Here is a 21,942-nt window from a genome sequence, read left to right on the forward strand (position 1 = left end):
GAATGGACGATTTGGTCAGATCAATCGATGGCGTCGTCCGAGTATCGACCAGTGCGGGAATCGAGTTCGACGAGCACAGCGGCCAGAACGGGATGGACTCGCCGGGATTTGAACCCGGGGCCTCTCCCATGCCAAGGGAGTGATCTACCACTGATCTACGAGCCCGCACTCACTCGTATCCGGTCGCTTTTCATAAAGGCATCGAAGCGCCGGACGGCGTGTCACACGTTCCCGTTATCCCTCGGGTAGAATCGGCCACAATGGCTAAGAGAGTCGAGACTAACCTGTCTGCAGACACGGTCCGTCGAGCGATTAGAGACGTTCGGCGTTGATGGGACTACCAATGTTTAGGGGGGACGACGATGCGAAGGGAAGCAGCGGAGAGAGCCGCGCACAGACGACGCTCGATTTCGCCATCGGGGTCAGTATCTTCCTCGCGGTGGTCATGTTCATCTTCCTGTTCGTCCCGGGTATCGTCGAGCCGTTCACCGTCGGTGCCCAGGACGAGACGGTGACGGTCAATCGCGTCGCAGACGGGCTGACCCAGGACCAGCTCGGGTCGTCCCAGCGACCCGGTGTCCTCGATACGGCGTGTACGGTCGACTTCTTCGAGCACGCCGAGGACGGCACCGACATCACCGCGTGCGGCCCGCCGAAGGACGACCTGGCCGATTTCGTCGGGATCAAGGACAGACAGAACGCGAACGTCACAGTCCAGGGGAACACGTCCGCCGCGGACGTCGGGTCCGAACAGCTCTGCTGGGACGGCTCGAGTGACGCGCTGGTCGAAGCGGACGACGGGACGTGTGACGTCAGGCTGGCTGCCGGGGAGACGCCACCGACGACCAACGCGGATGCGGTGACGGCGACGCGCGTCGCGTCCCTCGCGGGCGAGGACGTGACGGTCGTCGTGGAGATGTGGTAAGATGGACAGAGGCCAAGCACACACGCTGGAGGGCGTCGTCGCCGCACTGCTGTTGCTCGCGAGCGTCATCTTCGCACTGCAGATGACGGCGGTGACGCCGCTATCGGCGAGTACGTCGAGCCAGCACATCGAGAACCAGCAGCGGTCGGTCGCGTCCGGTGTCCTCTCGGCCGCCGCCGAGCGGGATGGACTCGAAGAAACGGTGCTCTACTGGAACGAGAGCGACGGCGACTTCCACAACACGAGTTCCATCGGCTACTACACCTCGGACCCGCCGAACACGACGCTCGGGAGTATGCTGTCTCGGTCGTTCGACCAGAAGGGAATCTCGTACAACCTGTACGTCAGTTTCCAGTCGCCCTCCGGGAAAACCATCCAGAACCGCGTCGTGTACCGGGGCGTCCCGAGCGACAACGCGGTGAGCGCCTCGCGCACGGTGACGCTGGCCGACGACGACAGGCTGTACGACCACGACCTGCGTCGGACCAACGTGACGCTCGACGAGTCGTCGTCGTTCTACGCCCAGGACGTGGGGACGGGCGTGTACAACGTCGTCCGCGTGGAGGTGGTCGCGTGGCGGATCTAGGGTCACGGAGCCGCGGGCAGCTCATCCTCGTCGCCGCCTTCGCCCTCGCCGTGACGTTCGTCGCGCTCGCGCTCGTGGTCAACTCCGCCATCTTCACGGAGAACCTGGCGAGTCGCGGCGAGACGGGTGGGAGCGGCGACGCCCTGACGCTCAGACACGACGTCGAACGCGGCGTCGGCCAGAGCATCGCGTCGGCGAACGTGTACAACACGACCGACCAGAGCACACTCGAACAGGGCGTCGACAGGGGAATTGGTAACGTGAACACGGCCTATTCGAAACAGAGCGCGGCCGACACAGCCATCGTCAACGTCTCGCGGAAATCCGGGTCGACGACGTATGGATCGCGGGTCGTTCAAAACGAAAGCGGCGGGCGGGCGTTCCAGGACAGAAACGGGAACTCCGACTGGCACGTGGTCGACGACGTCGACCGGTCCGGGAACGAGGGGAACGCGACGCGGGCGTTCGAACTGAACGTCACGAAGTTGTCTCTCGAACCCGATGAGAGCGGCGCCTTCCGGATCGTCGTCGAGGAGTGGAAGGGTTCCGCGACCTGGACGATGACGCTGTGGCGCGACGGGGCGTCGGACGACGTCCACGTCGAAGTCGATATCGACAGCGAGCCCGAGGCACGATGTATGCAGGAGGTGGACGAGGCGTTCGTCCGCGTCGACGTCACGGAGGGTCGGCTCGCCGGCGAACCCTGTGGGGCGCTCCGGCAGGGTCCCAATACGAACGGTGACTTCGGGAACTATCGATTTGCAAGCGGCGTGGGCGACCGATACAACGTCACCTTCGAGCACGGCGACAAGGCCCACGGAAACTACTCGCTGGTCACGCGAAACCAGTCGATGGCGAGTTCGAACACTCTCAACGCCAGCGTCGGTTCGGACTCACCGTACTGGGACGACGCCGTCTACGACGTGACCGTCCGGTACGTCTACAATTCGCCGAAGCTCGACTACGAGACGGACGTTCGGGTCGCCCCGGGTGAGTCGCGATGACTGACCGCGCCGTCTCGTCGACGCTGAACTACGTGCTCAGTCTCGGCATCATGGCGGTACTCGTCACCGGGCTCCTGTCGGCGGGCGGCGGCTTCGTCGAGGACCGCCAGGAGGAGGTCATCCGGTCCGAACTCGAGGTCATCGGGCAACAGATCGCCTCGGACGTCCAGCGCGCCGACCGGCTCGTGACGGCCGGTGACGGCAACCAGGAGGTGACCCTCTCCCAGTCGCTCCCGGAACGGATCAGCGGAACGGGGTATCGGCTGTCGCTGGAGACCGGGCCTCCGGCGGAACTCGTTCTGAGATCGAACGATCCGGAGATCTCCGTCTCGGTACGGGTCCAGACGACCACTCACGTGGCGGCGTCCAACGCTGGCGGCGGGACCGTCGTCGTCACGTACACCTCGTCAGACAAACTGAAGGTGACGAATGACTGACCGGGCCGCCAGCGAGGTGCTGAGCTTCGCGCTCGTGTTCGGCCTCGTCGTCGCCTCCGTGGCTATCGTTAGCGTCAGCGGCCTGGGCTCGCTCGAGTCGGCGCGCGACGCCGAGCAGATGAACAACGCGGAGCGGGCCTTCGACGTCCTCGGCGACAACATGGCCGACATCTACGAGCGCGGCGCCCCCAGCCGCGCGACGGAGGTCAGCCTCGGTGAGTCACAGCTGTACACCGACGAGAACGTCTCGATAAACGTCACCGTGAAAGACAGTGCTGGGAACCCGACGACGGTGACACGCGACATCCGCCCGATCGTCTACGACGGGGACCGGGAACGCGAACTCGTCTACGAGGCCGGCGCCGTGTTCCGCGTCGAGCGCCAGGGGGCTCTGGTGTTGCAGGAGCCGCCCTTCGTCGTCGAGAACGACCGCGTCATGATCCCGGTCGTCGCGGCGCAGTCTTCGAGCGTGGAGAGTACCGGCGGCTCGACCGTCCTGTTGCGTGCCAACAACCGTGGGACCGACGTCGTCGTGTCCGACTCGCGCGGCTCCGTCGACTCGCTGTACTTCAACATCTCTTCGCCTCGCAACGAACTGTGGCGCGACTACTTCGTCGACGACCCCGACTTCGACTGTGGCGCGACGCCGATAGAAACGATCAACGGCGAAGAGTACCTGGAGTGCGAACACTCGAACCCACGCGTCGTCCACGTCGTCGTCTACGACATCGGCGTCACCATCGACCGGTGATAGACACCGCCGGCGACGCGGGTCCCAGGTAAGTCTCAGCTCGTGACGTTGACGCGATTGACGGAGATGTGGAGGTAGGTGACTTTGGTCGTCCGCGCTGCCTCCGGGACGGCGCGCGCGTTCTCCAGCGCTTTGTCGTAGTGGATGACGCCGTCGTCCAGGATTTCGATCTCGTTCGTGACGATACCGCCGTACACCTCGCTCTTCCGCATTATCATCTCACTGTCGCTCCCCGGTGCGTATATCACGCCGACGATCTTCGAGTTTCCGCCGTTCTGCACCGAAGCGGCCCCGAAGTCGCTCTTCCCGTAGAACCACACTTGCGTGGCGTTCTCGTCACCGCCGGTGTGGACCGTACCGCCCTCGACGAGCAAGTTCGGCTCGACCGAGTTGCTGGTCGCAGACGGGGAGAACGACGAGAGCGAGTTCTCGCCCTTGATGTAGAAGCGCACTGGGTGGTCGCCGACCACTTCGATAGTCCCCTGGTCCAGTCGGACGTAGTCGCGCACGGCGATGGAGACGTTGCCGTCAGTCGCGTCGACGGTCAGCGTCTCGGTCGACCCGAGGTCGATGTGGTCGACGTAGAACATCGTTCCGCCGGGCGACTCCTCGCCGATGGTCGCGCTGCTCGTTATCGTGTCGCCCGAGAAGTCGCTGTCACCGTCTCGGTTCTTCTTGATGTGGTCGACGCGCTCGTTGATCGGTCCGTCTATCTTCGAAGTGTCGGCGGTCTCGGAGATTTGCTCGGTCTCGACCCCGGCCGGCGGCGTGGGGTTGATGCTCGTCCCGTACTCGACGCGCTGTCCGTGGAAGTTGTTGGACCAGTCCTTCATGTCGACCGCCCCGCCGGCCGAGATGTTCCCGTAGATCTGGACACCGTTGTCCTGGACGTCGACGTCGCCGGCCGTCGTGAGCGTCGCGTTGTTCCAGCCGTTGTCCTTTCCTTCGCCGGCGTATCCGTCGCCGTCCGCCGACGTGTACGCGTCGATGCTTGGGTCGGTTGATCCCTTGAACGTGATCGTCCCCGACGTCGACGAGGCGTGAACCGCCTCCTTCACTCGCCGGTCACCGACCGGCACGGTTAGCGACGCCGTTACGCGGTTTTGACCGTGCTGGTAGGTGACCTCGCCGTCAGTCCGCTGTTCGAAGTACGACCCCCAGGCGCGGTAGTACGGCCCACCGACCGTGACGTTGACTTTCCCGCTCACGAGCGGATTCACGAACCGCGAGTCGATGCTCTCGTTCGGATAGTACCGCGTCGTCGAGTTGCGGGTGATGGTCGCACGGCGCGTGAGTGAACGGTCGCCGCTCACCTGGACCATCGGGAGCGTGAGCGTCGCGTCGCGGTAGTGGAACTCCGGCGGGGAGACCATCACGCTCCGGTCCCCGTCGGCCCGCCAGACGCCGCCGCCCTGGTAGGCGATGGTCTCGGTCCCGCTCCGGTAGACGATAGCGCCCATCGACTCGTTGTAGATGGTCGTCACGGCGCGCGTGGCCGTGTTCTGGTAGGAGACGTTCATCCAGCCCGACTCGTTCTCGACGCTGAACCCCTCGACCGACTCCGAGTCCAGGGGGATCTGCTGGGTCTTCGAGTCGCCGATGGCGACCATCGCCGCCTGCGAGTCGAGCTGGGTCATCGTGTTCGATGCTCGCTCGACGTCGAGCCTGTTCTGGGTGTCGGTGATGGCCTGGCCGCCGGTGACGACGACCAGCGTGCTCCCGGTTATCACGAGCGCGAACACGAGTATGACAGCGAGCGGCCCCGTCTGCCCTCGCGATCCCCCGATCCCCTTTCGCCGGCGCGTAGAACGGAGTTCCGGCTCACTCATTCTTCTCTCCGTGTTGTTTGCCAGTGGCCATAAACTAGCACGTCAGGTTATCGCTCCGTATAATCGTGCTGTGACTCGAATTCGATTCCCGCGGTGAGAGACCGGTTCACCACAGCGCGAGGTGACCCCTGTTCGGATAGCATGCTAGCTGCCCTTGTGGGACACTCATTAGCGCTTGTGGCCACGTGTCTCTTCAGGTACAGCTTCAGGAAGTACTGAAGGGAGCAGCGAAGGGAGAATCAGCCGCTCGTGACGTTGACGCTATTGACGGAGATGTGGAGGTAAGTGACCCGGACGACGTCTGCGTCGGGCGGGAGCGCCTGTTCGGCCGCGAGCGCCTCGTCGTAGTGGAGTCCCGCTTGCGTGTTGATGTTCGCCGTACCGGTGACGATACCGCCGTAGACGTCGCCGTGCCCGACAGTGACTGTGCCTGGGCCGTCACTGCCCGACGGTGCATAGATGACGCCGGAGAATCGGGCCCTGCTAGAGCTGCCTGCCCCCTGAATCGTCGCGTTGAAATCGTCTTTCCCGTAGACGTAGAGCTGCGTCGCGTTGTTGTGCGGAGTGGAGATCGAAGACTTCTTTCCGACGTGGAGGCCGGTGCGTCCGCCCTTCTTCTCGGAGGTGTTGACGTAGAACCGCACGTCGTTGCCACCGGTAACAGTGATATCGTATCCGCCGTCGCTGACGTGAATGTAATCGTTCACTGCGACGGTGACGTCTCCGTCTGTCGTATCGATCTCGAGTGAGTCGACCGAGCTGCTTCCCATGTCGACGCGTTCGAGGTAGTACGTACCGCTTTCGAGCGTCGGATCACTCCCGGTCAGTCGGTCGCTCCCGTCTATCGGAACGCCGGCGTCGCCGTTGTCGTTGTCGCTCTCGATGTCGTTCACGCGCCCTCCGACGTGCGTGTTGATCGGACTCGCCGACTCGACGCCGTCTATCTGTTCGACCGACCCACCGACGCGGGAGTTGCTCGGTTCGGATCCCGAGGAGTAGTAAACGTCTTCCGTGACGTAGGAACTCCCCGTGAGGTGGACGTATCCTCCTCCTCGGATACTCCCTTCGAAGTTCGCACTCCCGGACATCGTGATATCGCCTGCGTAGGTGACGTTCCCGTTAGTACCGTGGGTCTGGCTGCAGTAGTCGTCGAGCGTGTTCGAGGAGTTGTAGCTGTCGAGGTAGTTCCAGTCCGCACACGAACCTGGCCCACCACCGGTTCCCTGGACGTTGAGATTTCCACCGGCGCCTGCTGCGAGTGCCGAGGTGACGGTCGTGCTCTCGGGCGGGGTCACCAGCTCCAGCGTCACCCGACTGTTCGAGTGGTCGTACTCGACGTCACCGTCAGTTCTCGTCTCGAAGTACTTCCCCCACGCCTCGTAGTACTCGCTCTGGACCGTGACTTCGACCCGTCCGTCGTCGAGCGGGTTTCTGAAGTCGCTGTTGTCCCGGTCGGGGTAGTGCTGTGTCGTGCTGTTGTGCGTGACAGTGGCCCGCCGGTTTAGGGACGAGTCGCCCCTGACCTGGACCATCGGGAGCGTGAGCGTCGCGTCGCGATAGTGGAACTCCGGCGGGGAGATCATCACGCTCCCCTCGCCGTCAGACCGCCAGACACCACCGCCCTGATACGCCAGCGTGCTGTCTCCCGACGTGCGGGTGACCGCCCCCATCGAGGAGTTGTACACCGTGGTGACGTCGCCACTGGTACCGTTCGTGTAGGAGACGTTCATCCAGCCCGATCCGTTCCGAACCGTGTACTTCGATGCCCCGCTCGACTCCAGACTCACCTGCTGAACGCTGGCACTGCCGATGGCGACCATCGCGGCCTGGGAGTCGAATTGCGTCATCGTGTTCTCTGCCCGTTCTCCGTCGAGTCGGGTCTGTGTCTCAGAAATCGCCTGCCCGCCGACGGCGATGACGAGCGTCGAACCCGCGATGACCATCGCCAGGACCAGAATGACTGCGAGCGGCGCAGTCTGGGCGCGAGAATCCCCCGTTCCCCCAGTCGATACTCCCACCCTGTCCGTAATCCTCCACATCTCTGTGTATTCCCTGTTCCCCGGCGTCTTATATCCGTGCGACCGGTTTCGCGTTCTGAGAAGGCCACGCCGAAATTTTCTCCGGCGGCGGCTCGCTACAGTTCGCGCGCGTGACCAGTTTCGGACGGACAGATGGAAACCGTTTAGTCGGGCGCTCGTCGTTGTAGAGACGGGAACAGCACGACCGCAAATCTGACTTGCCGCCCGTTTGGGCGGCTCCGGGATTGCGGCCGTGTTTCGTGCGTCCGGACGAAGGGAGCGAACCACTCGCGCTCACGGCTCACGCCGTTCGCGTTTTCCGTGGCCCTCGCTTCGCTCGGACCACGCAACATCACGCCAGACGCTGCTCTATAGGAGCGTCATAGCGGTCTGTGCCGTTCCAATACGAACAATGGCACGAATGCACACACGCCGCCGAGGCTCGTCCGGTTCGGACAGGCCCGCGGCAGACGAACCGCCGGAGTGGAGCGACGTAGACGAAGACGCCATCGAAGAGCGCGTCGTCGAGCTGGCCGAGGACGGCCACTCGTCGAGCGTCATCGGCCAGAAACTGCGCGACGAGGGCGTCCAGGGCACCCCGGTGCCGGACGTCAAACTCGCGACGGGCAAGAAGATCACCGAGATCCTTGAGGAGAACGACGCCGACCCGGAGTTCCCCGAGGACCTGCGCAACCTGATGGAGCGGGCCGTTCGACTCCGTGAGCACATGGACGAGAACCCTGGCGACCACCAGAACAAGCGCGCGCTGCAGAACACGCAGTCCAAGATCCGCCGCATGGTCGACTACTATCGCGGCGACGAGATCGACCAGGACTTCACCTACAGCTACGACACCGCCGTCGAACTCCTCGACTAGATGTCCACGACCGGTCGCGACCAGTCGTCCGCCCCCGCCGCCAGCGACCTCGCCGCCGCGCTCCGCGAGGCCGGATTCGTCCGCCTCGTCGCCCGCGCCGACGGTGATTCGCTGGCCGCGACGGGCGTGCTCGCCCGGGCGCTCGACGCTCGCGGGACGCCGTTCCAGGCGACCGTGGTGCGCCCGTTCAGCGACGCGACTCGCGCGACCGACGCCGACCTGACCGTCGCCGTCGGCCACGCAGACGCGACGGCCGACGTCTCCGTCACGGGTCCCGAACCGTCCAGCGTCACCGCCTTCGAGGCGGTCGGCGAACTCGACCAGTCACCTGACCCGACCCTCGCGCTCGCCGGCACGATCGCCGCGGGCGACGTGTCGGGGCCGGTTGTCGAGGCCGCCGAATCCGCTGGGATAGAACGCCGTCTGGGCGTCGCCGTCCCGGTCCCGGACCTGGCGGACGGGCTCGCACACTCGACGCTCGTCGACGCGCCATTCTCCGGCGACGCGGACGCGGCGGCCGACGCCCTGGCCGAACTCGACCTGCCGGCAGATGGCGAGGTGCCCGAAGCGCTCGACGAGAACGACCACCGGCGCGTCGCGTCGCTGGTCGCACTCGCCGTCACGGGCTCCGAAGCGGCCGCCGACCGCGCGGGCGAACGCGTCGAACGCGCGCTTCGCCCGTACGTCGGTGGCCCATTCGAGACGGTTGGGGGCTACGCCGACGTGCTCGACGCCGCTGCCCGGGAACGGCCCGGCATCGCCGTCGCGCTGGCGCTCGGCCACGACGGCCTCCGCGAGGAGGCACTCGCCGCGTGGCGCAGCCACGCCGAGCGGGCACACACCGCCGTCACCGACGCGACGACGCGCCGGTACGACGGCGTCTTCGTCGCCCGCGGGGCTTCGATGCCCGTCGGCACCGTCGCGCGACTCGTCGCCGACTTCCGCTCGCCGGAACCGGTGACGCTCGTCGTCGGCGAGGACGATGCGGCCGCCCGGTCGACGGACGGCACCGACGTCTTCGCCGCGATAGACGCCGCAGCGAGTGCGACAGACGGCGACGCGACCGGTACCGAGGACAGGGCCCGCGCGCAGTTCGCGGGCGAACGCTACGAGTTCGTCGAGACCTTCCGGGAGGCACTATGAAACGCGCGACGATCCGCACGACACACGTCGATAGCGACACCGCGGAGCGACTCGCGCGCGCTGTGCGCCCGGACAACACCGACGAGATGCACACGACTATCGAGGACGACGCGCTCGTGACGACCATCGAGCGCGAGACGACCGGCGGCCTGCAGTCGACCGTCGACGACTACGTCGTCAACCTCTCCGTCGCGGCACAGTTATCCGACCACACGACTACCAACAACACATGAGCGAACGATCCGTATCCCGACGCAAGCAACAGAAGCGGTGGTACACCGTGCTCGCCCCCGAGCAGTTCGACCGGGCGGAGCTCGGCCAGACCACGGCAGACGAATCGGACAAGGTGCTCGGCCGCACCATCGAGACCACGCTGGGTGACCTGAACAACGACGCCAGCGAGAACAACATCAAGCTGACCTTCAAGATCAACGAGGTCGCCTCCGACTCCGCCTACACGGAGTTCGTCAAACACGAGCTGACGCGGGACTACCTGCGCTCGCTCGTCCGCCGGGGCTCCTCGAAGATCGAGGCGTTCATTACCGTCCTGACGACGGACGACTACCGCGTCCAGATCCAGCCCGTCGCGCTCACCACGAAGAGCGCCGACGAGTCCCAGGAGCAGGCCATCCGCCGGACGATGATCGACCTCGTCCGCGAGTCGGCCCAGGACCGGACCTTCGAGCAGCTCGTCGACTCCATCGTCGAGGGGCGGCTCTCCTCGGCCATCTACGGCGAGGCCAAGGACATCTACCCGCTCCGCCGGGTCGAGATTCAGAAGACGACCCTCGAGGCCCACCCCGAGGAAGTCGCCGCCGAAGAGGAGACCTCCGTCGACGTCGACGAGGAGGACGTCGGCGACGTCGTCGAGGAAGACGAAGCCGCCGAGTAACGCTTCTCTTGAGGTTTTTTGGCGCCGTCGAATACCGACAGCGGAGCGGGTTCGCAGTACCGAAATGTACGTGCGGACTCGATAGGGGATGGTACCTGCGAGGCCCGACGCCGGACTAGATACTTCCCTGTCCCGTGCGACGGATCGGTCGTGAACGACGGTGTCTCCGAGCGGAGTCGAGGCTCGATGGTCGACTCGTCGGTGCGCGTGGGTCGGCACCTCCGAGACGTCGTCCAGCCCGGTACCGCGATACCGTGGGGATCCCCGACGCTCCGCGTAGTCCTCGTGAGCACCCTCCTGGCGCCGCTCGGCGTCGCATTCATCAGCCCCGGCCTGCCCGTTATCCAGGACCGGTTCGCGCTCACCGACTCGCAGACGAGCCTGGTTATCTCGCTGTACTTCGTCACTGGCATCGTCCTCTCGCCGGTCATCGGCCTGATCGAGGACCGGATCGGTCGACGTCGCGTCCTCGTCCCCTGCCTCGTCGGCTTTAGCCTCTCGGGAGCGTCCATCGCCATCGCCCCGAGCTACGAGGGCGTCCTCGTTCTCCGGGTCGTCCAGGGAACCGCCGCGGCCGGTATCTTCGTCACGACGGTCACGGTCATCGGCGACACCTTCGACGGCGCTCAGCGAAGCGCGGTGCTGGGTGCGAACACCGCCGTGCTATCGGCGAGCGCGGCGGTCTTCCCGATATTCGGCGGGATGCTCGCGACGGTCTCGTGGAACGTCCCGTTCGTCGCGTACCTCCTCGGCCTGCCCATCGCCCTGTACGCGCACCGCAGCCTGGAAGAGCCGTCGTACGATCACGCGACCGGTTTGTTCGGATCGATCCGCGAGGCCGTCTTCGCCCTCAGTGCACGCGAGGCAGCGCTCCTCTACGGGTCGGCGTTCACGATCGAACTGCTCCTCTTCGGGACAGTGTTTACGGCCATCCCGTTTCTGCTCGCAGTAGCCTACGGGCTCGCACCGACGGCGATCGGTCTCGTCGTAACGGCCGCACTCGCGGCGTCGGCAGTCTCCGCCTCCCAGGCCGGCCGGCTCACGACCTACTTCTCTGACGACGCGATCATCGTGCTCGGGTTCGCCGGTGCGGGCGCGGGCCTGGTGGGGACGTGGCTCGCCGGGTCGCCGATCGCCATCGGACTCGCCAGCACCGTGTTCGGTGCGGGATGGGGCGTCGTCCTCCCGTCGATCGACGACGAGGTGACCGAGTTCGTCCCACCCGAGGTCCGGGGGGAGGCGTTGAGCCTCCGCAACAGCACGACGTTCCTCGGCCGAACGCTCGCACCGGTGCTCTTCGCCACCCTTTCGGTTACCTGGGGGTATCGCGTGATCCTGCTGTTCGCGGGCATCGTCGGGTTCATCGCGGGGGTGATCGGCTGGGTGCTGTCGAGCACGGGAGGGGCGGACTGACCCCGTGACCCCAGCCGCTGCGTCGGTCCGCGTCCGCGCAGTTCGTCGTTCGTCGAAAGCGCACCGCTCGCGACGACCTCCTCACGAGTCCTTCGATGGCGCCACGGGTTCGGTGTCCAGCTTGAAGTAGAGCCACGGTACTACGTGCGTGAGCGTGGCCAGGACGATCGACCAGCTCAGAACGAACCCCAGGACTGCGCCGTCGTGCGGGAACGGGGCGAGGGCGACGTAACCGGCGCCGAAGAGGACGAAGAAGGTGGCGACCTGGACGAGCCTGGGCATGTCCGAACGTTTGCGCGGAGACTCATAGCGGTACGGTCTGCTCCCGCAAGGCGGCGTCGGGAGTTGAACGGCCGTGCGAAACCATACAGTTATTTGAATAGTCTCCGTGAGAGACACTATGGGGCTCCACGTCACGGCGAGAACGTGTCAGCATCGGCTCGACCGCGTCCGTCGAACGACGAAAAGTCCGTGAGTCCGCGCGAAGAGAACCTACTGTACGCCATTCGGCGACCGATATCTGTGTACGCGGAGACCGAACGCCCGCGTCACGCCACCTGGCTGGAGCTGTTCTTCGACCTGGTATACATCGTCGCCATCGCCGAGCTCGGCGCGTTCCTCCGGGAGGGGCTCTCGCTCGTCGCCATCCTGGAGTACGCGAGCCTCTTCGTCCTCGTGTGGTGGACGTGGGTCGGATTCAGCTACTACGCCGACATATTCGACACGGACGACCTCTTCTCCCAGCTGGCCCTGATACTGGTGATGTTCGGGGTTATCATCATGTCCCAGACCATCTCCCAGGCCCTCCACGGCGGCTCGTTCGCGTTCGCAGCCTCGTTCCTCCTCTTGCGGGTCCTGTACATCGGGCTCGCGCTCCGGGGGTGGTACGTCGTCCCCGGTTCCGACAAGTTCTTCACCTACTGGGTCACGTTCAGCTCGCTCTCGACGTTCGTCTGGGGGCTGTCGCTGTTTTCGCCGGTCCCCGGCCGGTTCGGGCTCTGGATATCGGCGTTTATGCTCGAGATTGCCGGTATCGGAATCGTCTATCTCGTGTTCGAGACGGTCCCCGTGCAGGTGTCTCACTTCCCCGAACGGCTCGGGCTGTTCACCATCCTCGTCCTGGGCGAGACGATGCTGGCCGTCGCCACGGGGACCACCGGCATCGACTGGTTCGTCCCGTCCGGAGTCACTGCGATCGGCGGGTTCTTGCTCGTGGTCGCGATATGGTGGCTCTACTTCGACAACTTCGACGAGCGCACTATCGATCGCGCGCTGGGAGAGACCAGAACCCACTGGCTCCACATGCGAGAACGAATGCTCGTCTACGTCTTCGGGCATTACTTCATCTTCATCGGTATCGGGGCCACGGGAGTCGGTCTCGAAGCGGCGATCGAGGCCGTCATCGCGGCGCACGCGCTCGAGCCGATCGGCCGGACCGTCTTCGCAGGCGGCGTCGCCGCGTTCCTCCTCGGGAGCGCCATCTGCCATCGTGCGATGCCGACGCCGCTCCACGACCGGCTGTTCCTGACGCGAATCACCGTCGCCGTCGCCGTCGTCGTCGTGATTCTGGGCGTCGGTCGGCTCGTGGCTCCGCTTCTCGTCACGTGGATCATCGCGATCACGTTAGTCGCTCTCGCGGTCTTCGAGACCGTCCATCGACTGAGAACGCCCGAATCAGAACCATGAACCACACCAGCGTCCGGATCGACCGCTCGTCCCCAGCACCGAGAGCCGATCGACAGAGAGCGTCGAACCACGACCGAGCAGCGGGGGGAGAGCGCGGTGCGTGAAGTCGCGTTGATGTGGCGGGACTCGCGGATGATAATCCTGACCGTCGTCGTCACCGCGACCTACACCGCCGTCCTCATCCCGTTCAAAGGGCTTGTCCTCGTCCCGGGGTTCACCGAGGTCCGGCTCGCGAACGTCCTCCCCGTCGTGTTCAGCGTCCTGTTCGGCCCCGCGGCGGCCTGGGGGTCGGCGTTCGGCAACCTCATCGGCGACGTCTTCGGCGGCACGCTGACCCGAGGCAGCGTCTTCGGGTTCGTCGGGAACTTCTTCTTCGGCTTCGCGGGGTACAAGCTCTGGGGGAACCTCGGCCGGCTCTCGTGCGACGAGGAACCCGCGATGGACTCAGCGGGCCAGTTGCTCGAGTTCCTCGCAATCTCGTTCGTGTCCGCGGCCGGGACCGCCGCGATCATCGCCTGGGGACTCGAGGTGCTCCAGTTGCTCCCGTTCTCAGTGCTCGGAACGATCATCTTCGTCAACGACTTCCTCGTCGCAGCGATCGGCGGCCCGATCTTGCTCAGGTTCCTCTATCCGCGCGTCAAGCGCGACGGGCTCCTCTATCCTGATTTGATGCGAGAGGGGGACCTCCCGTCGGTGAGCGAGCGCCGCCAACAGGTCGCTGGCATCGGCATCGCCGCCGTCTCGATCGCCTGGATCGTCGTCGGAATCGGGATAAGTCTCGGCCTCCAGGGCGTTCCATTCGGTGTGGGTCCTGCCGACGTCACGGCGTCTGACGTGACGAGAACGCGGATCCAGCTGTTCGTCGGATCGGTAGCAGCGCTCCTCCTTCTCGTCGCGAGTCTCCTCTCCGGCGAACGCCTCTCGGCGATTCTGCGGCGAGACGACTAGTTTCGCCAGTCTCCTGTCGGACTCGGGGCGGAACAGGCGTCTCGCGCTCAGTCCCCGGAGACGGTGACGGTCCCGGCCATCCCCGCCTGCTCGTGAGGGACGCAGAAGTAGTGGTGTTCCCCGGGGACCTCGAACGTCCACTCGTACTCGTCGCCCTGGTAGAGCGCGCCGTTCGTTCCCTCGATCCAGCCGGTCTCGGCGTCGGACTGGTTGTCGAAGCCGCCGGAGGCGAAGTACGTGGCATCCTCGGGAATACTCTCTTCGTAGGCGGTGACGGTGTGGGCGTGGGAACTGGTGTTGCGCCAGACCACGGTCTCGCCGGGGTCGATCTCGATACGCGCTGGTCGGAACGCGGACGACGACATCCCGACGTCGTAGGACTGATTGCCCGTTCCCTGTTCGGCGACGAGTCCGGAACAGCCGGCCAGCCCGACGGTCGAGAGCCCACCCACGGCCCGGAGGTACGCGCGACGGTCCATTGTCCGAGACTCTGCACCCGACAGGCTTCAAAACCGCGATCGAACCCGGACTGATCGGTCCTGGCATTCGAGAACGAAGCGGATCCTCACCCCCGATCTAGATCCGCTCGTCGTACCCGGCGGCTCGTGCGTCGTCGAGAATCTCCTGGACGACGTCCGATTTGGCCTTCGTGTACTCGACCGGTTCGTCGGCGTGTCGCGCGGCGGCGTCGCGTTTGACCGCCTCGTAGTCCTCGCGGGCCTCCGGATGGTCGCGCATGTACTCCCGTAGCAGAAGATTTCGCCGCCATCCGTCGCCGTCCTCGAACCGGACGTTGAGGTTGAACCGCTGGCCGTCCTCGGGCCACCGACCGAGTTCGAGCCGTCCGTCGGGCTCGTCCCACTCCCTGAAGAACTCGTAGCCGACCGATTCGAGTCGGTCCACGCAGTCCCACCCGACGTCCTCGTCCGGGACCACCACGAGGACGTCGACGATGTCCTTCGCTGCGAGGCCGGGAACGGACGTGCTGCCGACGTGTTCGATCCGGCGGACGTCGAGCTCAGCAAGGGCGTCGCTGAGGCGTGCCGCTTCGCGCTCGAAGCGGTCTGGCCACGCCGGATCGTACTCGACGACGCTGATGGGCTCGCTGTAGTCGATGTCGGGCTCACTCATCGCGTCCGGTGAATCGGCCCCGTCTCCCATGGGCGTGTCGATGAACTGTCTCGACAGGGCGTACGGTTTGCCCGGTCGCGGCTCCTGGCCTCCGTTCAACGAAGAAACACTGACAGCTGAGAGACGCAACTGCAAAGTACACCCCCCAGAAGAAAGCAGTATGAAAGCGACGGCGAAGGCACACCCGATCCAGGGGCTGGTGAAGTACCACGGGATGCGCGACGAGGAGCTGCGCCTGCCCTACCACGACTCGATCAGCGTCTGTACGGCACCGAGTCACAGCCTGACGACGGTCGAGTTCGATCCCGAGCTCGATGCGGACGAGTACGTCATCGACGGGGAACCGGTGGCGGGGCACGGCGCCGACCGCATCCGGAAAGTCGTCGACGAAGTCCGCGAGCGGGCAGGCTTCGACCACCGGGTCCGCTTCGAGTCGGAAAACGACTTCCCCACGAACATCGGCTTCGGTTCCTCGGCGTCGGGATTCGCCGCTGCCGCGATGGCGCTGAGCGAGGCGGCAGGGCTGGACCTGACCCGACCCGAGGTGTCCGCCATCGCCCGCCGCGGGTCCGCTTCGGCCGCGCGCGCGGTCACTGGCGCGTATTCACACCTGCGAACCGGCGCGGACGACCAGGACTGCCGCTCCGAGCGCATCGACGTGGCCGACGAACTGGAGGAGGACGTCCGTATCGTCGCCGGCATGGTTCCGAGTTACAAGGAGACCGACTCCGCCCACGCCGAGGCCGCCGAGAGCCACATGTTCGAGGGGCGGATGGCCCACATCCACGGACAGATCGCGGCGATGCGCGGCGAACTCCGCGAGGGCGACTTCGAGGACGCCTTCGAACGCGCCGAGCACGACTCGCTCTCGCTGGCGGCGACGACGATGACCGGGCCCGCCGGCTGGGTGTACTGGCAGCCCAGAACCATCGAGATATTCAACGCCGTCCGAGAGCTCCGGAACGAGGAGGACGTCCCAGTGTACTTCTCCGTCGACACCGGCGCGAGCGTCTACGTCAACACGACCGCCGACCACGTCGACCGCGTCGAGGAGGTCGTCGCCGACTGCGGCGTCGACACCCGCCAGTGGGAGGTCGGCGGTCCCGCACAGGTCCTCGACGAGTCCGACGCGCTCTTCTGAGCAGTTCGCTGTGAACGCTCGGCGCCTCTACGTGGATCGGCTATTACCGACGCGACCTACTCTCGCACACTGACCGACAGGATGCGGATTCGAGAACCCTTCTCAGGCGAGGGTGACGCCGTTCATCGCCAGGAAGTCCGTAGCCTCCTTGATCTCGACCGGCGAACCGATGATGCGGACCTGTGGGCCTTCCTGGCGAACGGTGAGGGTAAATCGGGTTTCGAGTTCGTCCCGAATCCCGTCGAGGGCAGTCGCTGGCAGCAGAATCTGCGTGCTGTCGCGAAACCGATCGACGTCTGCCATTGTCGGTTGTGGTGTGGGGCCCCGTATTAGTGTGTCGAAATGCACGTGTGACTGAGAGATTCGCCCGTCAGGAGGGGTGTCGAAGCCGTCCGCTGGATTTCCACATACAGGTTGCGCACGGTAGCGACGGCCCACGGCGCCGAGTCTCGCGGACCGATGCTGCCAGTGACGCGGCGGGTGGTCGCGGCCAGTGACGCGGCGGGTGGTCGCGACCAGGGGCACGCCGACCGGACCCCCGTCGCCGGGACGGGAGGAAAGCCTTATTCGGGACGGCGGGCCGACGTTAACGTAATGGGGCTCGAAGAGGAGATCCGCGAGATCGAAGAGGAGATCGCCAGCACGCCCTACAACAAGTCGACCGAGGCCCACATCGGTCGGCTGAAGTCCAAGCTCGCGGAGCTGAAGGAGAAACTCGAGAACCAGTCCTCCGCCGGCGGCGGCACCGGCTACTCCGTCGAGAAGCACGGCGACGCCACCGTCGCCCTGGTCGGGTTTCCCAGCGTCGGCAAGTCGACGCTCATCAACGCCCTCACGAACGCCGACAGCGAGACCGGCGCCTACGAGTTCACGACGCTCGACGTCAACCCCGGCATGTTGCAGTACCGCGGCGCGAACATCCAGATGCTCGACGTGCCTGGACTCATCGAAGGCGCCGCGAGCGGTCGCGGGGACGGCCAGGCCGTGCTCTCGGTCGTCCGGACGGCCGACCTCGTCGTCTTCGTCCTCTCCGTCTTCGAGATCGAACAGTACGCGCGCCTGCGCGAAGAACTCTACAAGAACAAAGTCAGGGTCGATCGGGACCCGCCGCGGGTCTCCATCCGCCGGAAGGCCAAGGACGGCCTGTCGGTCAATTCCAGCGTCGACCTGGACCTCGACGAGGAGACCATCAAGGGTGTCCTGCGCGAACACGGCCACGTCAACGCCGACGTCACCATCGGCGAGCAGGTCGACATCGACCGCCTCATCGACGGCGTGATGGACAACCGCGTGTACCTCCCCTCCGTCGTCGCCGTCAACAAGGCGGACCTGATCGAACCCGACTACAAGGAGACCGTCGACGAGCAGTTGCGCGACCACGACGTCGACCCGGAGGAGGCCGTCTTCATCAGCGCCGAGGAGGAGAAGGGCCTCGACGCGCTCAAGGACGTCATCTGGGAGGAACTGGGCCTCATCCGCATCTACATGGACAAGCCCGGCCGCGGAATCGACTACGAGGAACCGCTCATCCTCCGGGCGGGCCAGACCGTCGAGGACGCCTGCGAGAAGCTCGGCGGCGACTTCGAGGACCGGTTCCGCTTCGCTCGCGTCACCGGTCCGAGCGCCAAACACGACGAGCAACAGGTCGGCCAGTCACACGAACTCGCTGACGAGGACGTGCTCCGGATCACGACGAGCAAGTAGTACACGACGAGCGGGTAGGTCCTCTCCGCGCACGCACGCAAAGATCGACTCGATATCTGGGGGCCGCTACTCAACCAGTTCGCTGCGCTGACACCCGAGCGGCCACTGTCGGTACGCTTTTCGGCGCTCAGGCCGTCACACCGAGTATGACGTTCACCGTCGACCACACGATGATCCGTGTCGAAGACCTCGACGAATCGCTGGACTGGTACCAGACCCACCTCGACTACGAGGAGAAAGGCCGCTGGGAGGCCGACACCTTCACCAACGTCTTCCTCGGGCCCGAGGACGTCCACGACGACGGTGCGCTGCTCGAACTCACCTACAACCACGACGGGCGTTCCTACGAGATGGGCGACGCCTGGGGCCACATCGCCGTCCGCGTCGAGGACGTCACCGAGGCCTACCACGAGCTGATGGACGAGGGCGTCGAGGACTACCGGCCGCCGGAGGAGAACCCCGGGTACGCCTTCGTGAAGGACCCGGACGGCCACGAGATCGAGATCGTCGAGCGGGACTATGGTGCCCGCTGGAGCCTCGACCACACGATGATCCGTGTCGAGGACGCCGACGACGCGCTGGGCTGGTACACCCGGAAGCTCGATTATGCCCCCGCCGGGCGCTGGGAGTCAGACACCTTCGCGAACTACTTCGTCGCACCGCAGGACGCCGCCGAGGAGGCGATGACCGTCGAACTCACTTACAACTACGACGGTCGGACCTACGAGATGGGCGACGCCTGGGGCCACCTCGCGGTCCGGACGGACGACCTGACCGAGGCCTGGGAGACGCTGATGGAACGCGACGCCGAGGACTACCGCGACCCCGAGTCCTGCGACATGAACTACGCCTTCACGAAGGACGCCGACGGTCACGAGATCGAAGTCGTCACTGCGGAGTAGCGCAAGCGGTCGTTCGCGACGGGGCTCGTCTTCTGACTACATCCGTTCTCGCCAAGTTCGTCCAGTGAGCCACGGGTGGACTAGTCGAGCACCCGCGTCGGGGGCCAGTCCACCGACTGCCGCGTGCGAACTGACCCTTCATAGCACAGCCCATAACGTCAACGAGAATTAGTTTACGAATTGTAACACATCGACGATCACCGATTCCCTGATGGTAATTGTCTAGGCCGGAAGCGTTGAAATATCGCACTTCCGCCCTCTCCGTAAATATGTTCTATACTCAACAGTATCGACAAGGCTTATTACCACTTAGCCAAGACCATTTAAGCACCCCTACCCATGGCGCCGACAACGAGTACTCAGGTTCGGTTCGGACGCGGGGCGACCGCGTCCGTGCTGGGAGGAAAGCTGTTGACGCCGCCCAATCGGACAATCGACACCCTATGACAACGACAAACGACAAACTTCGTAGCCTGTTCCTGGCTGCGCTGATGGTCTTCTCGGTCTTCGCGATGACCGTCGCGCTGCCCGGCTCAGCCGCTGCGAATCACAACGACTTCACCGATTCAGATGCGGACGATCACCTGAATTATGGTGAGCGGTACTGGGGAGAGACGGTACTGATCTCCGGTTCCGCTGATGCAACGTACGAGCTCTGGAAGGTCAACTCTAACGACCCCGACGAGTTCGAGAAAACTCTCGTCATCAACGACGAGGGCTACACTACCTTCAGCACTGATGGTCTCGATGGCACCTATACCATCAAGGCAGACGGTGCAACCGATTCCGAATCTGGTGTCGCAGTCAGTAACGGCCAGATTGGATCTGGCTCCAGTGGCACCTTTTCGGTGACGACGCAGACCTTCGATGCGAGCTTCGAAGATGCGGACGTCACTGATGAGGACGAGGACGTCGAACTCACCATCGACACCAACCGAGGTACCCACGCGGTGAACGTCACTGCGGATGGTCTTGACGGTGAAGAACTTCGAAATATCTTCACTAATTACGAGACCTCCGATGGCATCACCCGGAACGGTGACTTCTCTGACTACAATGTTGACGGTGATACGCTGACGCTCAACAGCGTCAACTCCGGTGATTACCGGACGAACTTCTCCGGTGTCAACACCGGCGAGTACACCTTCAACTTCGAAGTGACGGACACGGAAGCATCCTCCAGCGCGTCGATCAACGTGAGCGACGCTGCAGATGGTGACGTCGTGTTCGCGAACGACGTTCCCCAGGACCAGGTCGGTGACGTCGCCGACATCACCCTGGAGATGTCTAACACCGACAAGGGTACGATCACCATCGGTAGCGCCGACCAGAACTACTGGATCACCGCTCACGTGACTGACGAGGACGACGACGGTGAGGTTACTGTTCAATTTAACTCCTACACTGCCGGTGCGCAGGGCTCCAGTGATGTGACCCTCAACGCCGAGGGTGACGACACTGTTGTGACCTCCTCCATCGAGCAGGGCGGGGAGTTCTCCCACACCGACTACGATACGGACGGTGACGGTATTACGGAAGGTGACGATAGCTATCTCGACGCTGGTGACAAGCTTCTCGACGCCACGGAATACGACATGAACGTCACCGCCGGTCACAACGACGGCAGTGGCGCTGACGAAGTCGGTGCGCTCTCGCTGCAGGACCGTTCGACCGACAACGTGACGATCATGACGGCTCCCGAGGCCTTCGACAAGTGGAGCGACGCTGACGCGATCAACGCGGGCATGGGTAGCAACGTCACCCAGGCCGACGAGATCGCACAGCAGGACTACGTAGTCGTCCAGATTGAGGCCTCTGGCCTCGAGGGCTACTACGAGAGCCTGGGCGAAACCAAGACTCCTTTCCTTAGCGCCGATGCAGGAGCAACGAACCTGCTGGTCGAGGAGGCGAATCCCGGTGCGAACTCGAACGCCAACTCGATAGACTGGACCTCTGCGGACATGGACGAGGAGTACGGAGTTGTTGCTGACGCAGACAACAACACGTACTACGTCGCCATCAACACGGAGAACAAGGCTAACGGTGACGATGCCTTCGACTTCGAGCAGGACACTGAGTACACGGCAGAGTTCTCGGTCTACGACAAGAATGCCGGTGACAGCGACAACGACGACAACGTACTCAACTTCCACGATGACGACGAAGACGAGACGGTCTCCTCGAACTTCGACGTCGTCGCTGGCGAGACCAACTTCGACCTGAACGAGGACGACCTCGTTCTCGTCGAAGCCGCTGACAATCAGACCGTCTCCGGGACGACCAACTGGGCGCCCGGTAGCGAGCTGACCCTCAGCATCGAGTCCGACGACTCGACGAGCCCGTTCCTGACGCGGCCAGACGCGGAAGTCCAGCCCGACGGAACGTTCGAGGCGAACGCTGACTTCAGCGACCTCAGCGAAGGTACGAACCTGACCATCACGCTCGACCACCTGAGCGAGAACTTCGACGAGGACGGTCAGGTCGTTGCGCAGGTCTCCGAGGAAACTGAGACGGCAACGCCGACTGAGACGACTGAGACGGCCACCGAAGAGCCG

The 21,942-nt window shown here is 64.5% G+C and carries 22 protein-coding genes and 1 tRNA gene; 16 read left to right on the forward strand and 7 right to left on the reverse strand.

Features of this window, described 5'->3' with window-relative positions:
* Window positions 1-93 precede the first annotated feature (93 nt).
* Window positions 94-165 (reverse strand) — tRNA-Ala (locus BM337_RS07415).
* A 178-nt stretch (window positions 166-343) separates the two neighbouring features.
* Between BM337_RS07415 and BM337_RS07420 the strand changes: the two genes are divergently transcribed.
* From BM337_RS07420 to BM337_RS21035, 5 genes are read left to right on the forward strand one after another with little or no spacing between them, the layout of a single operon-like run.
* The gene (locus BM337_RS07420; protein WP_089815417.1) at window positions 344-925 is read left to right on the forward strand and encodes a DUF7287 family protein; all 582 of its coding nucleotides are present in this window, start codon (window positions 344-346) and stop codon (window positions 923-925) included.
* Window position 926: 1 nt separating this feature from the next.
* Window positions 927-1,511 carry a DUF7288 family protein gene (locus BM337_RS07425; protein ID WP_089815419.1) on the forward strand — a complete coding sequence of 195 codons (585 nt, stop codon included), beginning with the start codon at window positions 927-929 and terminating at the stop codon, window positions 1,509-1,511.
* The gene (locus BM337_RS07430) at window positions 1,499-2,515 is read left to right on the forward strand and encodes a DUF7261 family protein (RefSeq protein ID WP_089815421.1); all 1,017 of its coding nucleotides are present in this window, start codon (window positions 1,499-1,501) and stop codon (window positions 2,513-2,515) included. Before BM337_RS07425 ends, BM337_RS07430 begins: the two co-directional genes overlap by 13 nt.
* The gene (locus BM337_RS07435) at window positions 2,512-2,952 is read left to right on the forward strand and encodes a DUF7266 family protein (RefSeq protein WP_089815423.1); all 441 of its coding nucleotides are present in this window, start codon (window positions 2,512-2,514) and stop codon (window positions 2,950-2,952) included. The genes BM337_RS07430 and BM337_RS07435 overlap by 4 nt, the downstream gene beginning before the upstream one ends.
* Window positions 2,945-3,703 carry a DUF7289 family protein gene (locus BM337_RS21035; RefSeq protein ID WP_089815425.1) on the forward strand — a complete coding sequence of 253 codons (759 nt, stop codon included), beginning with the start codon at window positions 2,945-2,947 and terminating at the stop codon, window positions 3,701-3,703. The genes BM337_RS07435 and BM337_RS21035 overlap by 8 nt, the downstream gene beginning before the upstream one ends.
* A 35-nt stretch (window positions 3,704-3,738) precedes the next feature.
* On the opposite strand, the gene BM337_RS07445 is transcribed toward BM337_RS21035, so the two are convergent.
* Window positions 3,739-5,532, reverse strand: a complete 1,794-nt coding sequence (locus tag BM337_RS07445) for a DUF7289 family protein (protein ID WP_089815427.1) — start codon at window positions 5,530-5,532, stop codon at window positions 3,739-3,741.
* Between the two features lie 239 nt (window positions 5,533-5,771).
* On the reverse strand, window positions 5,772-7,550 hold the full coding sequence (locus BM337_RS07450) for a DUF7289 family protein (protein WP_143117652.1): 1,779 nt from the start codon (window positions 7,548-7,550) through the stop codon (window positions 5,772-5,774).
* A 412-nt stretch (window positions 7,551-7,962) separates the two neighbouring features.
* Between BM337_RS07450 and BM337_RS07455 the strand changes: the two genes are divergently transcribed.
* From BM337_RS07455 to BM337_RS07475, 5 genes are all read left to right on the forward strand, one after another.
* Window positions 7,963-8,427 (forward strand): 30S ribosomal protein S15, encoded by a 465-nt coding sequence (locus BM337_RS07455; RefSeq protein ID WP_089815431.1) that lies wholly within the window; start codon window positions 7,963-7,965, stop codon window positions 8,425-8,427.
* Window positions 8,428-9,570: a hypothetical protein gene (locus tag BM337_RS07460; protein ID WP_089815434.1), complete on the forward strand. Its 1,143-nt coding sequence runs from the start codon at window positions 8,428-8,430 to the stop codon at window positions 9,568-9,570. It abuts the gene before it with no gap.
* The gene (locus BM337_RS07465) at window positions 9,567-9,803 is read left to right on the forward strand and encodes a KEOPS complex subunit Pcc1 (protein ID WP_089815436.1); all 237 of its coding nucleotides are present in this window, start codon (window positions 9,567-9,569) and stop codon (window positions 9,801-9,803) included. Before BM337_RS07460 ends, BM337_RS07465 begins: the two co-directional genes overlap by 4 nt.
* Window positions 9,800-10,462, forward strand: coding sequence for a 30S ribosomal protein S3ae (locus BM337_RS07470; protein WP_089815438.1), 663 nt, complete (start codon window positions 9,800-9,802; stop codon window positions 10,460-10,462). Before BM337_RS07465 ends, BM337_RS07470 begins: the two co-directional genes overlap by 4 nt.
* 186 nt (window positions 10,463-10,648) lie before the next feature.
* A complete protein-coding gene (locus BM337_RS07475; RefSeq protein ID WP_089815619.1) occupies window positions 10,649-11,875 on the forward strand; it encodes an MFS transporter in 1,227 nt (408 codons plus the stop codon).
* 81 nt (window positions 11,876-11,956) lie between these two features.
* Here the strand turns inward: BM337_RS07475 and BM337_RS21040 are convergent, their stop codons facing one another.
* Window positions 11,957-12,157, reverse strand: coding sequence for a hypothetical protein (locus tag BM337_RS21040; RefSeq protein ID WP_177227247.1), 201 nt, complete (start codon window positions 12,155-12,157; stop codon window positions 11,957-11,959).
* A gap of 189 nt (window positions 12,158-12,346) precedes the next feature.
* Here BM337_RS21040 and BM337_RS07480 point away from each other — a divergent pair, with 189 nt between their 5' ends.
* Window positions 12,347-13,561 carry a low temperature requirement protein A gene (locus tag BM337_RS07480; RefSeq protein WP_177227249.1) on the forward strand — a complete coding sequence of 405 codons (1,215 nt, stop codon included), beginning with the start codon at window positions 12,347-12,349 and terminating at the stop codon, window positions 13,559-13,561.
* A gap of 114 nt (window positions 13,562-13,675) precedes the next feature.
* Window positions 13,676-14,509 (forward strand): QueT transporter family protein, encoded by an 834-nt coding sequence (locus BM337_RS07485; protein WP_245778619.1) that lies wholly within the window; start codon window positions 13,676-13,678, stop codon window positions 14,507-14,509.
* 47 nt (window positions 14,510-14,556) lie between these two features.
* Here BM337_RS07485 and BM337_RS07490 read toward each other — a convergent pair whose 3' ends face one another.
* Together BM337_RS07490 and BM337_RS07495 are read right to left on the reverse strand one after the other, a co-directional pair.
* The gene (locus BM337_RS07490) at window positions 14,557-14,988 is read right to left on the reverse strand and encodes a plastocyanin/azurin family copper-binding protein (protein WP_089815441.1); all 432 of its coding nucleotides are present in this window, start codon (window positions 14,986-14,988) and stop codon (window positions 14,557-14,559) included.
* A gap of 97 nt (window positions 14,989-15,085) precedes the next feature.
* Window positions 15,086-15,640: a GrpB family protein gene (locus BM337_RS07495; RefSeq protein ID WP_177227251.1), complete on the reverse strand. Its 555-nt coding sequence runs from the start codon at window positions 15,638-15,640 to the stop codon at window positions 15,086-15,088.
* A gap of 160 nt (window positions 15,641-15,800) precedes the next feature.
* Between BM337_RS07495 and mvaD the strand changes: the two genes are divergently transcribed.
* Window positions 15,801-16,781, forward strand: coding sequence for a phosphomevalonate decarboxylase MvaD (gene mvaD, locus BM337_RS07500; protein WP_089815444.1), 981 nt, complete (start codon window positions 15,801-15,803; stop codon window positions 16,779-16,781).
* Window positions 16,782-16,883: 102 nt separating this feature from the next.
* On the opposite strand, the gene BM337_RS07505 is transcribed toward mvaD, so the two are convergent.
* Window positions 16,884-17,084, reverse strand: coding sequence for a VNG_1110C family protein (locus BM337_RS07505; RefSeq protein WP_089815446.1), 201 nt, complete (start codon window positions 17,082-17,084; stop codon window positions 16,884-16,886).
* Window positions 17,085-17,375: 291 nt separating this feature from the next.
* Between BM337_RS07505 and BM337_RS07510 the strand changes: the two genes are divergently transcribed.
* The 3 genes from BM337_RS07510 to BM337_RS07520 form a co-directional block, all read left to right on the forward strand.
* Window positions 17,376-18,485: an OBG GTPase family GTP-binding protein gene (locus BM337_RS07510; protein WP_089815448.1), complete on the forward strand. Its 1,110-nt coding sequence runs from the start codon at window positions 17,376-17,378 to the stop codon at window positions 18,483-18,485.
* A gap of 146 nt (window positions 18,486-18,631) precedes the next feature.
* On the forward strand, window positions 18,632-19,387 hold the full coding sequence (locus tag BM337_RS07515) for a VOC family protein (protein ID WP_089815450.1): 756 nt from the start codon (window positions 18,632-18,634) through the stop codon (window positions 19,385-19,387).
* A 269-nt stretch (window positions 19,388-19,656) separates the two neighbouring features.
* Window positions 19,657-21,942: DUF7827 domain-containing protein (locus tag BM337_RS07520; RefSeq protein ID WP_143117654.1), on the forward strand; the 2,286-nt coding region annotated here is incomplete at its 3' end.

Origin of the sequence: Halomicrobium zhouii (assembly GCF_900114435.1) — an archaeon.
Classification (GTDB): Archaea; Halobacteriota; Halobacteria; order Halobacteriales; family Haloarculaceae; genus Halomicrobium; species Halomicrobium zhouii.

Coding starts and splice junctions, on each gene's coding strand:
- BM337_RS07420 (WP_089815417.1), top strand. CDS start 344: ATGTTTAGGGGGGACGACGATGCGAAGGGAAGCAGCGGAGAGAGCCGC.
- BM337_RS07425 (WP_089815419.1), top strand. CDS start 927: ATGGACAGAGGCCAAGCACACACGCTGGAGGGCGTCGTCGCCGCACTG.
- BM337_RS07435 (WP_089815423.1), top strand. CDS start 2,512: ATGACTGACCGCGCCGTCTCGTCGACGCTGAACTACGTGCTCAGTCTC.
- BM337_RS21035 (WP_089815425.1), top strand. CDS start 2,945: ATGACTGACCGGGCCGCCAGCGAGGTGCTGAGCTTCGCGCTCGTGTTC.
- BM337_RS07445 (WP_089815427.1), bottom strand. CDS start 5,532: ATGAGTGAGCCGGAACTCCGTTCTACGCGCCGGCGAAAGGGGATCGGG.
- BM337_RS07455 (WP_089815431.1), top strand. CDS start 7,963: ATGGCACGAATGCACACACGCCGCCGAGGCTCGTCCGGTTCGGACAGG.
- BM337_RS07460 (WP_089815434.1), top strand. CDS start 8,428: ATGTCCACGACCGGTCGCGACCAGTCGTCCGCCCCCGCCGCCAGCGAC.
- BM337_RS07465 (WP_089815436.1), top strand. CDS start 9,567: ATGAAACGCGCGACGATCCGCACGACACACGTCGATAGCGACACCGCG.
- BM337_RS07470 (WP_089815438.1), top strand. CDS start 9,800: ATGAGCGAACGATCCGTATCCCGACGCAAGCAACAGAAGCGGTGGTAC.
- BM337_RS07475 (WP_089815619.1), top strand. CDS start 10,649: ATGGTCGACTCGTCGGTGCGCGTGGGTCGGCACCTCCGAGACGTCGTC.
- BM337_RS21040 (WP_177227247.1), bottom strand. CDS start 12,157: ATGCCCAGGCTCGTCCAGGTCGCCACCTTCTTCGTCCTCTTCGGCGCC.
- BM337_RS07485 (WP_245778619.1), top strand. CDS start 13,676: ATGTGGCGGGACTCGCGGATGATAATCCTGACCGTCGTCGTCACCGCG.
- BM337_RS07490 (WP_089815441.1), bottom strand. CDS start 14,988: ATGGACCGTCGCGCGTACCTCCGGGCCGTGGGTGGGCTCTCGACCGTC.
- BM337_RS07495 (WP_177227251.1), bottom strand. CDS start 15,640: ATGAGTGAGCCCGACATCGACTACAGCGAGCCCATCAGCGTCGTCGAG.
- mvaD (WP_089815444.1), top strand. CDS start 15,801: ATGAAAGCGACGGCGAAGGCACACCCGATCCAGGGGCTGGTGAAGTAC.
- BM337_RS07505 (WP_089815446.1), bottom strand. CDS start 17,084: ATGGCAGACGTCGATCGGTTTCGCGACAGCACGCAGATTCTGCTGCCA.
- BM337_RS07510 (WP_089815448.1), top strand. CDS start 17,376: ATGGGGCTCGAAGAGGAGATCCGCGAGATCGAAGAGGAGATCGCCAGC.
- BM337_RS07515 (WP_089815450.1), top strand. CDS start 18,632: ATGACGTTCACCGTCGACCACACGATGATCCGTGTCGAAGACCTCGAC.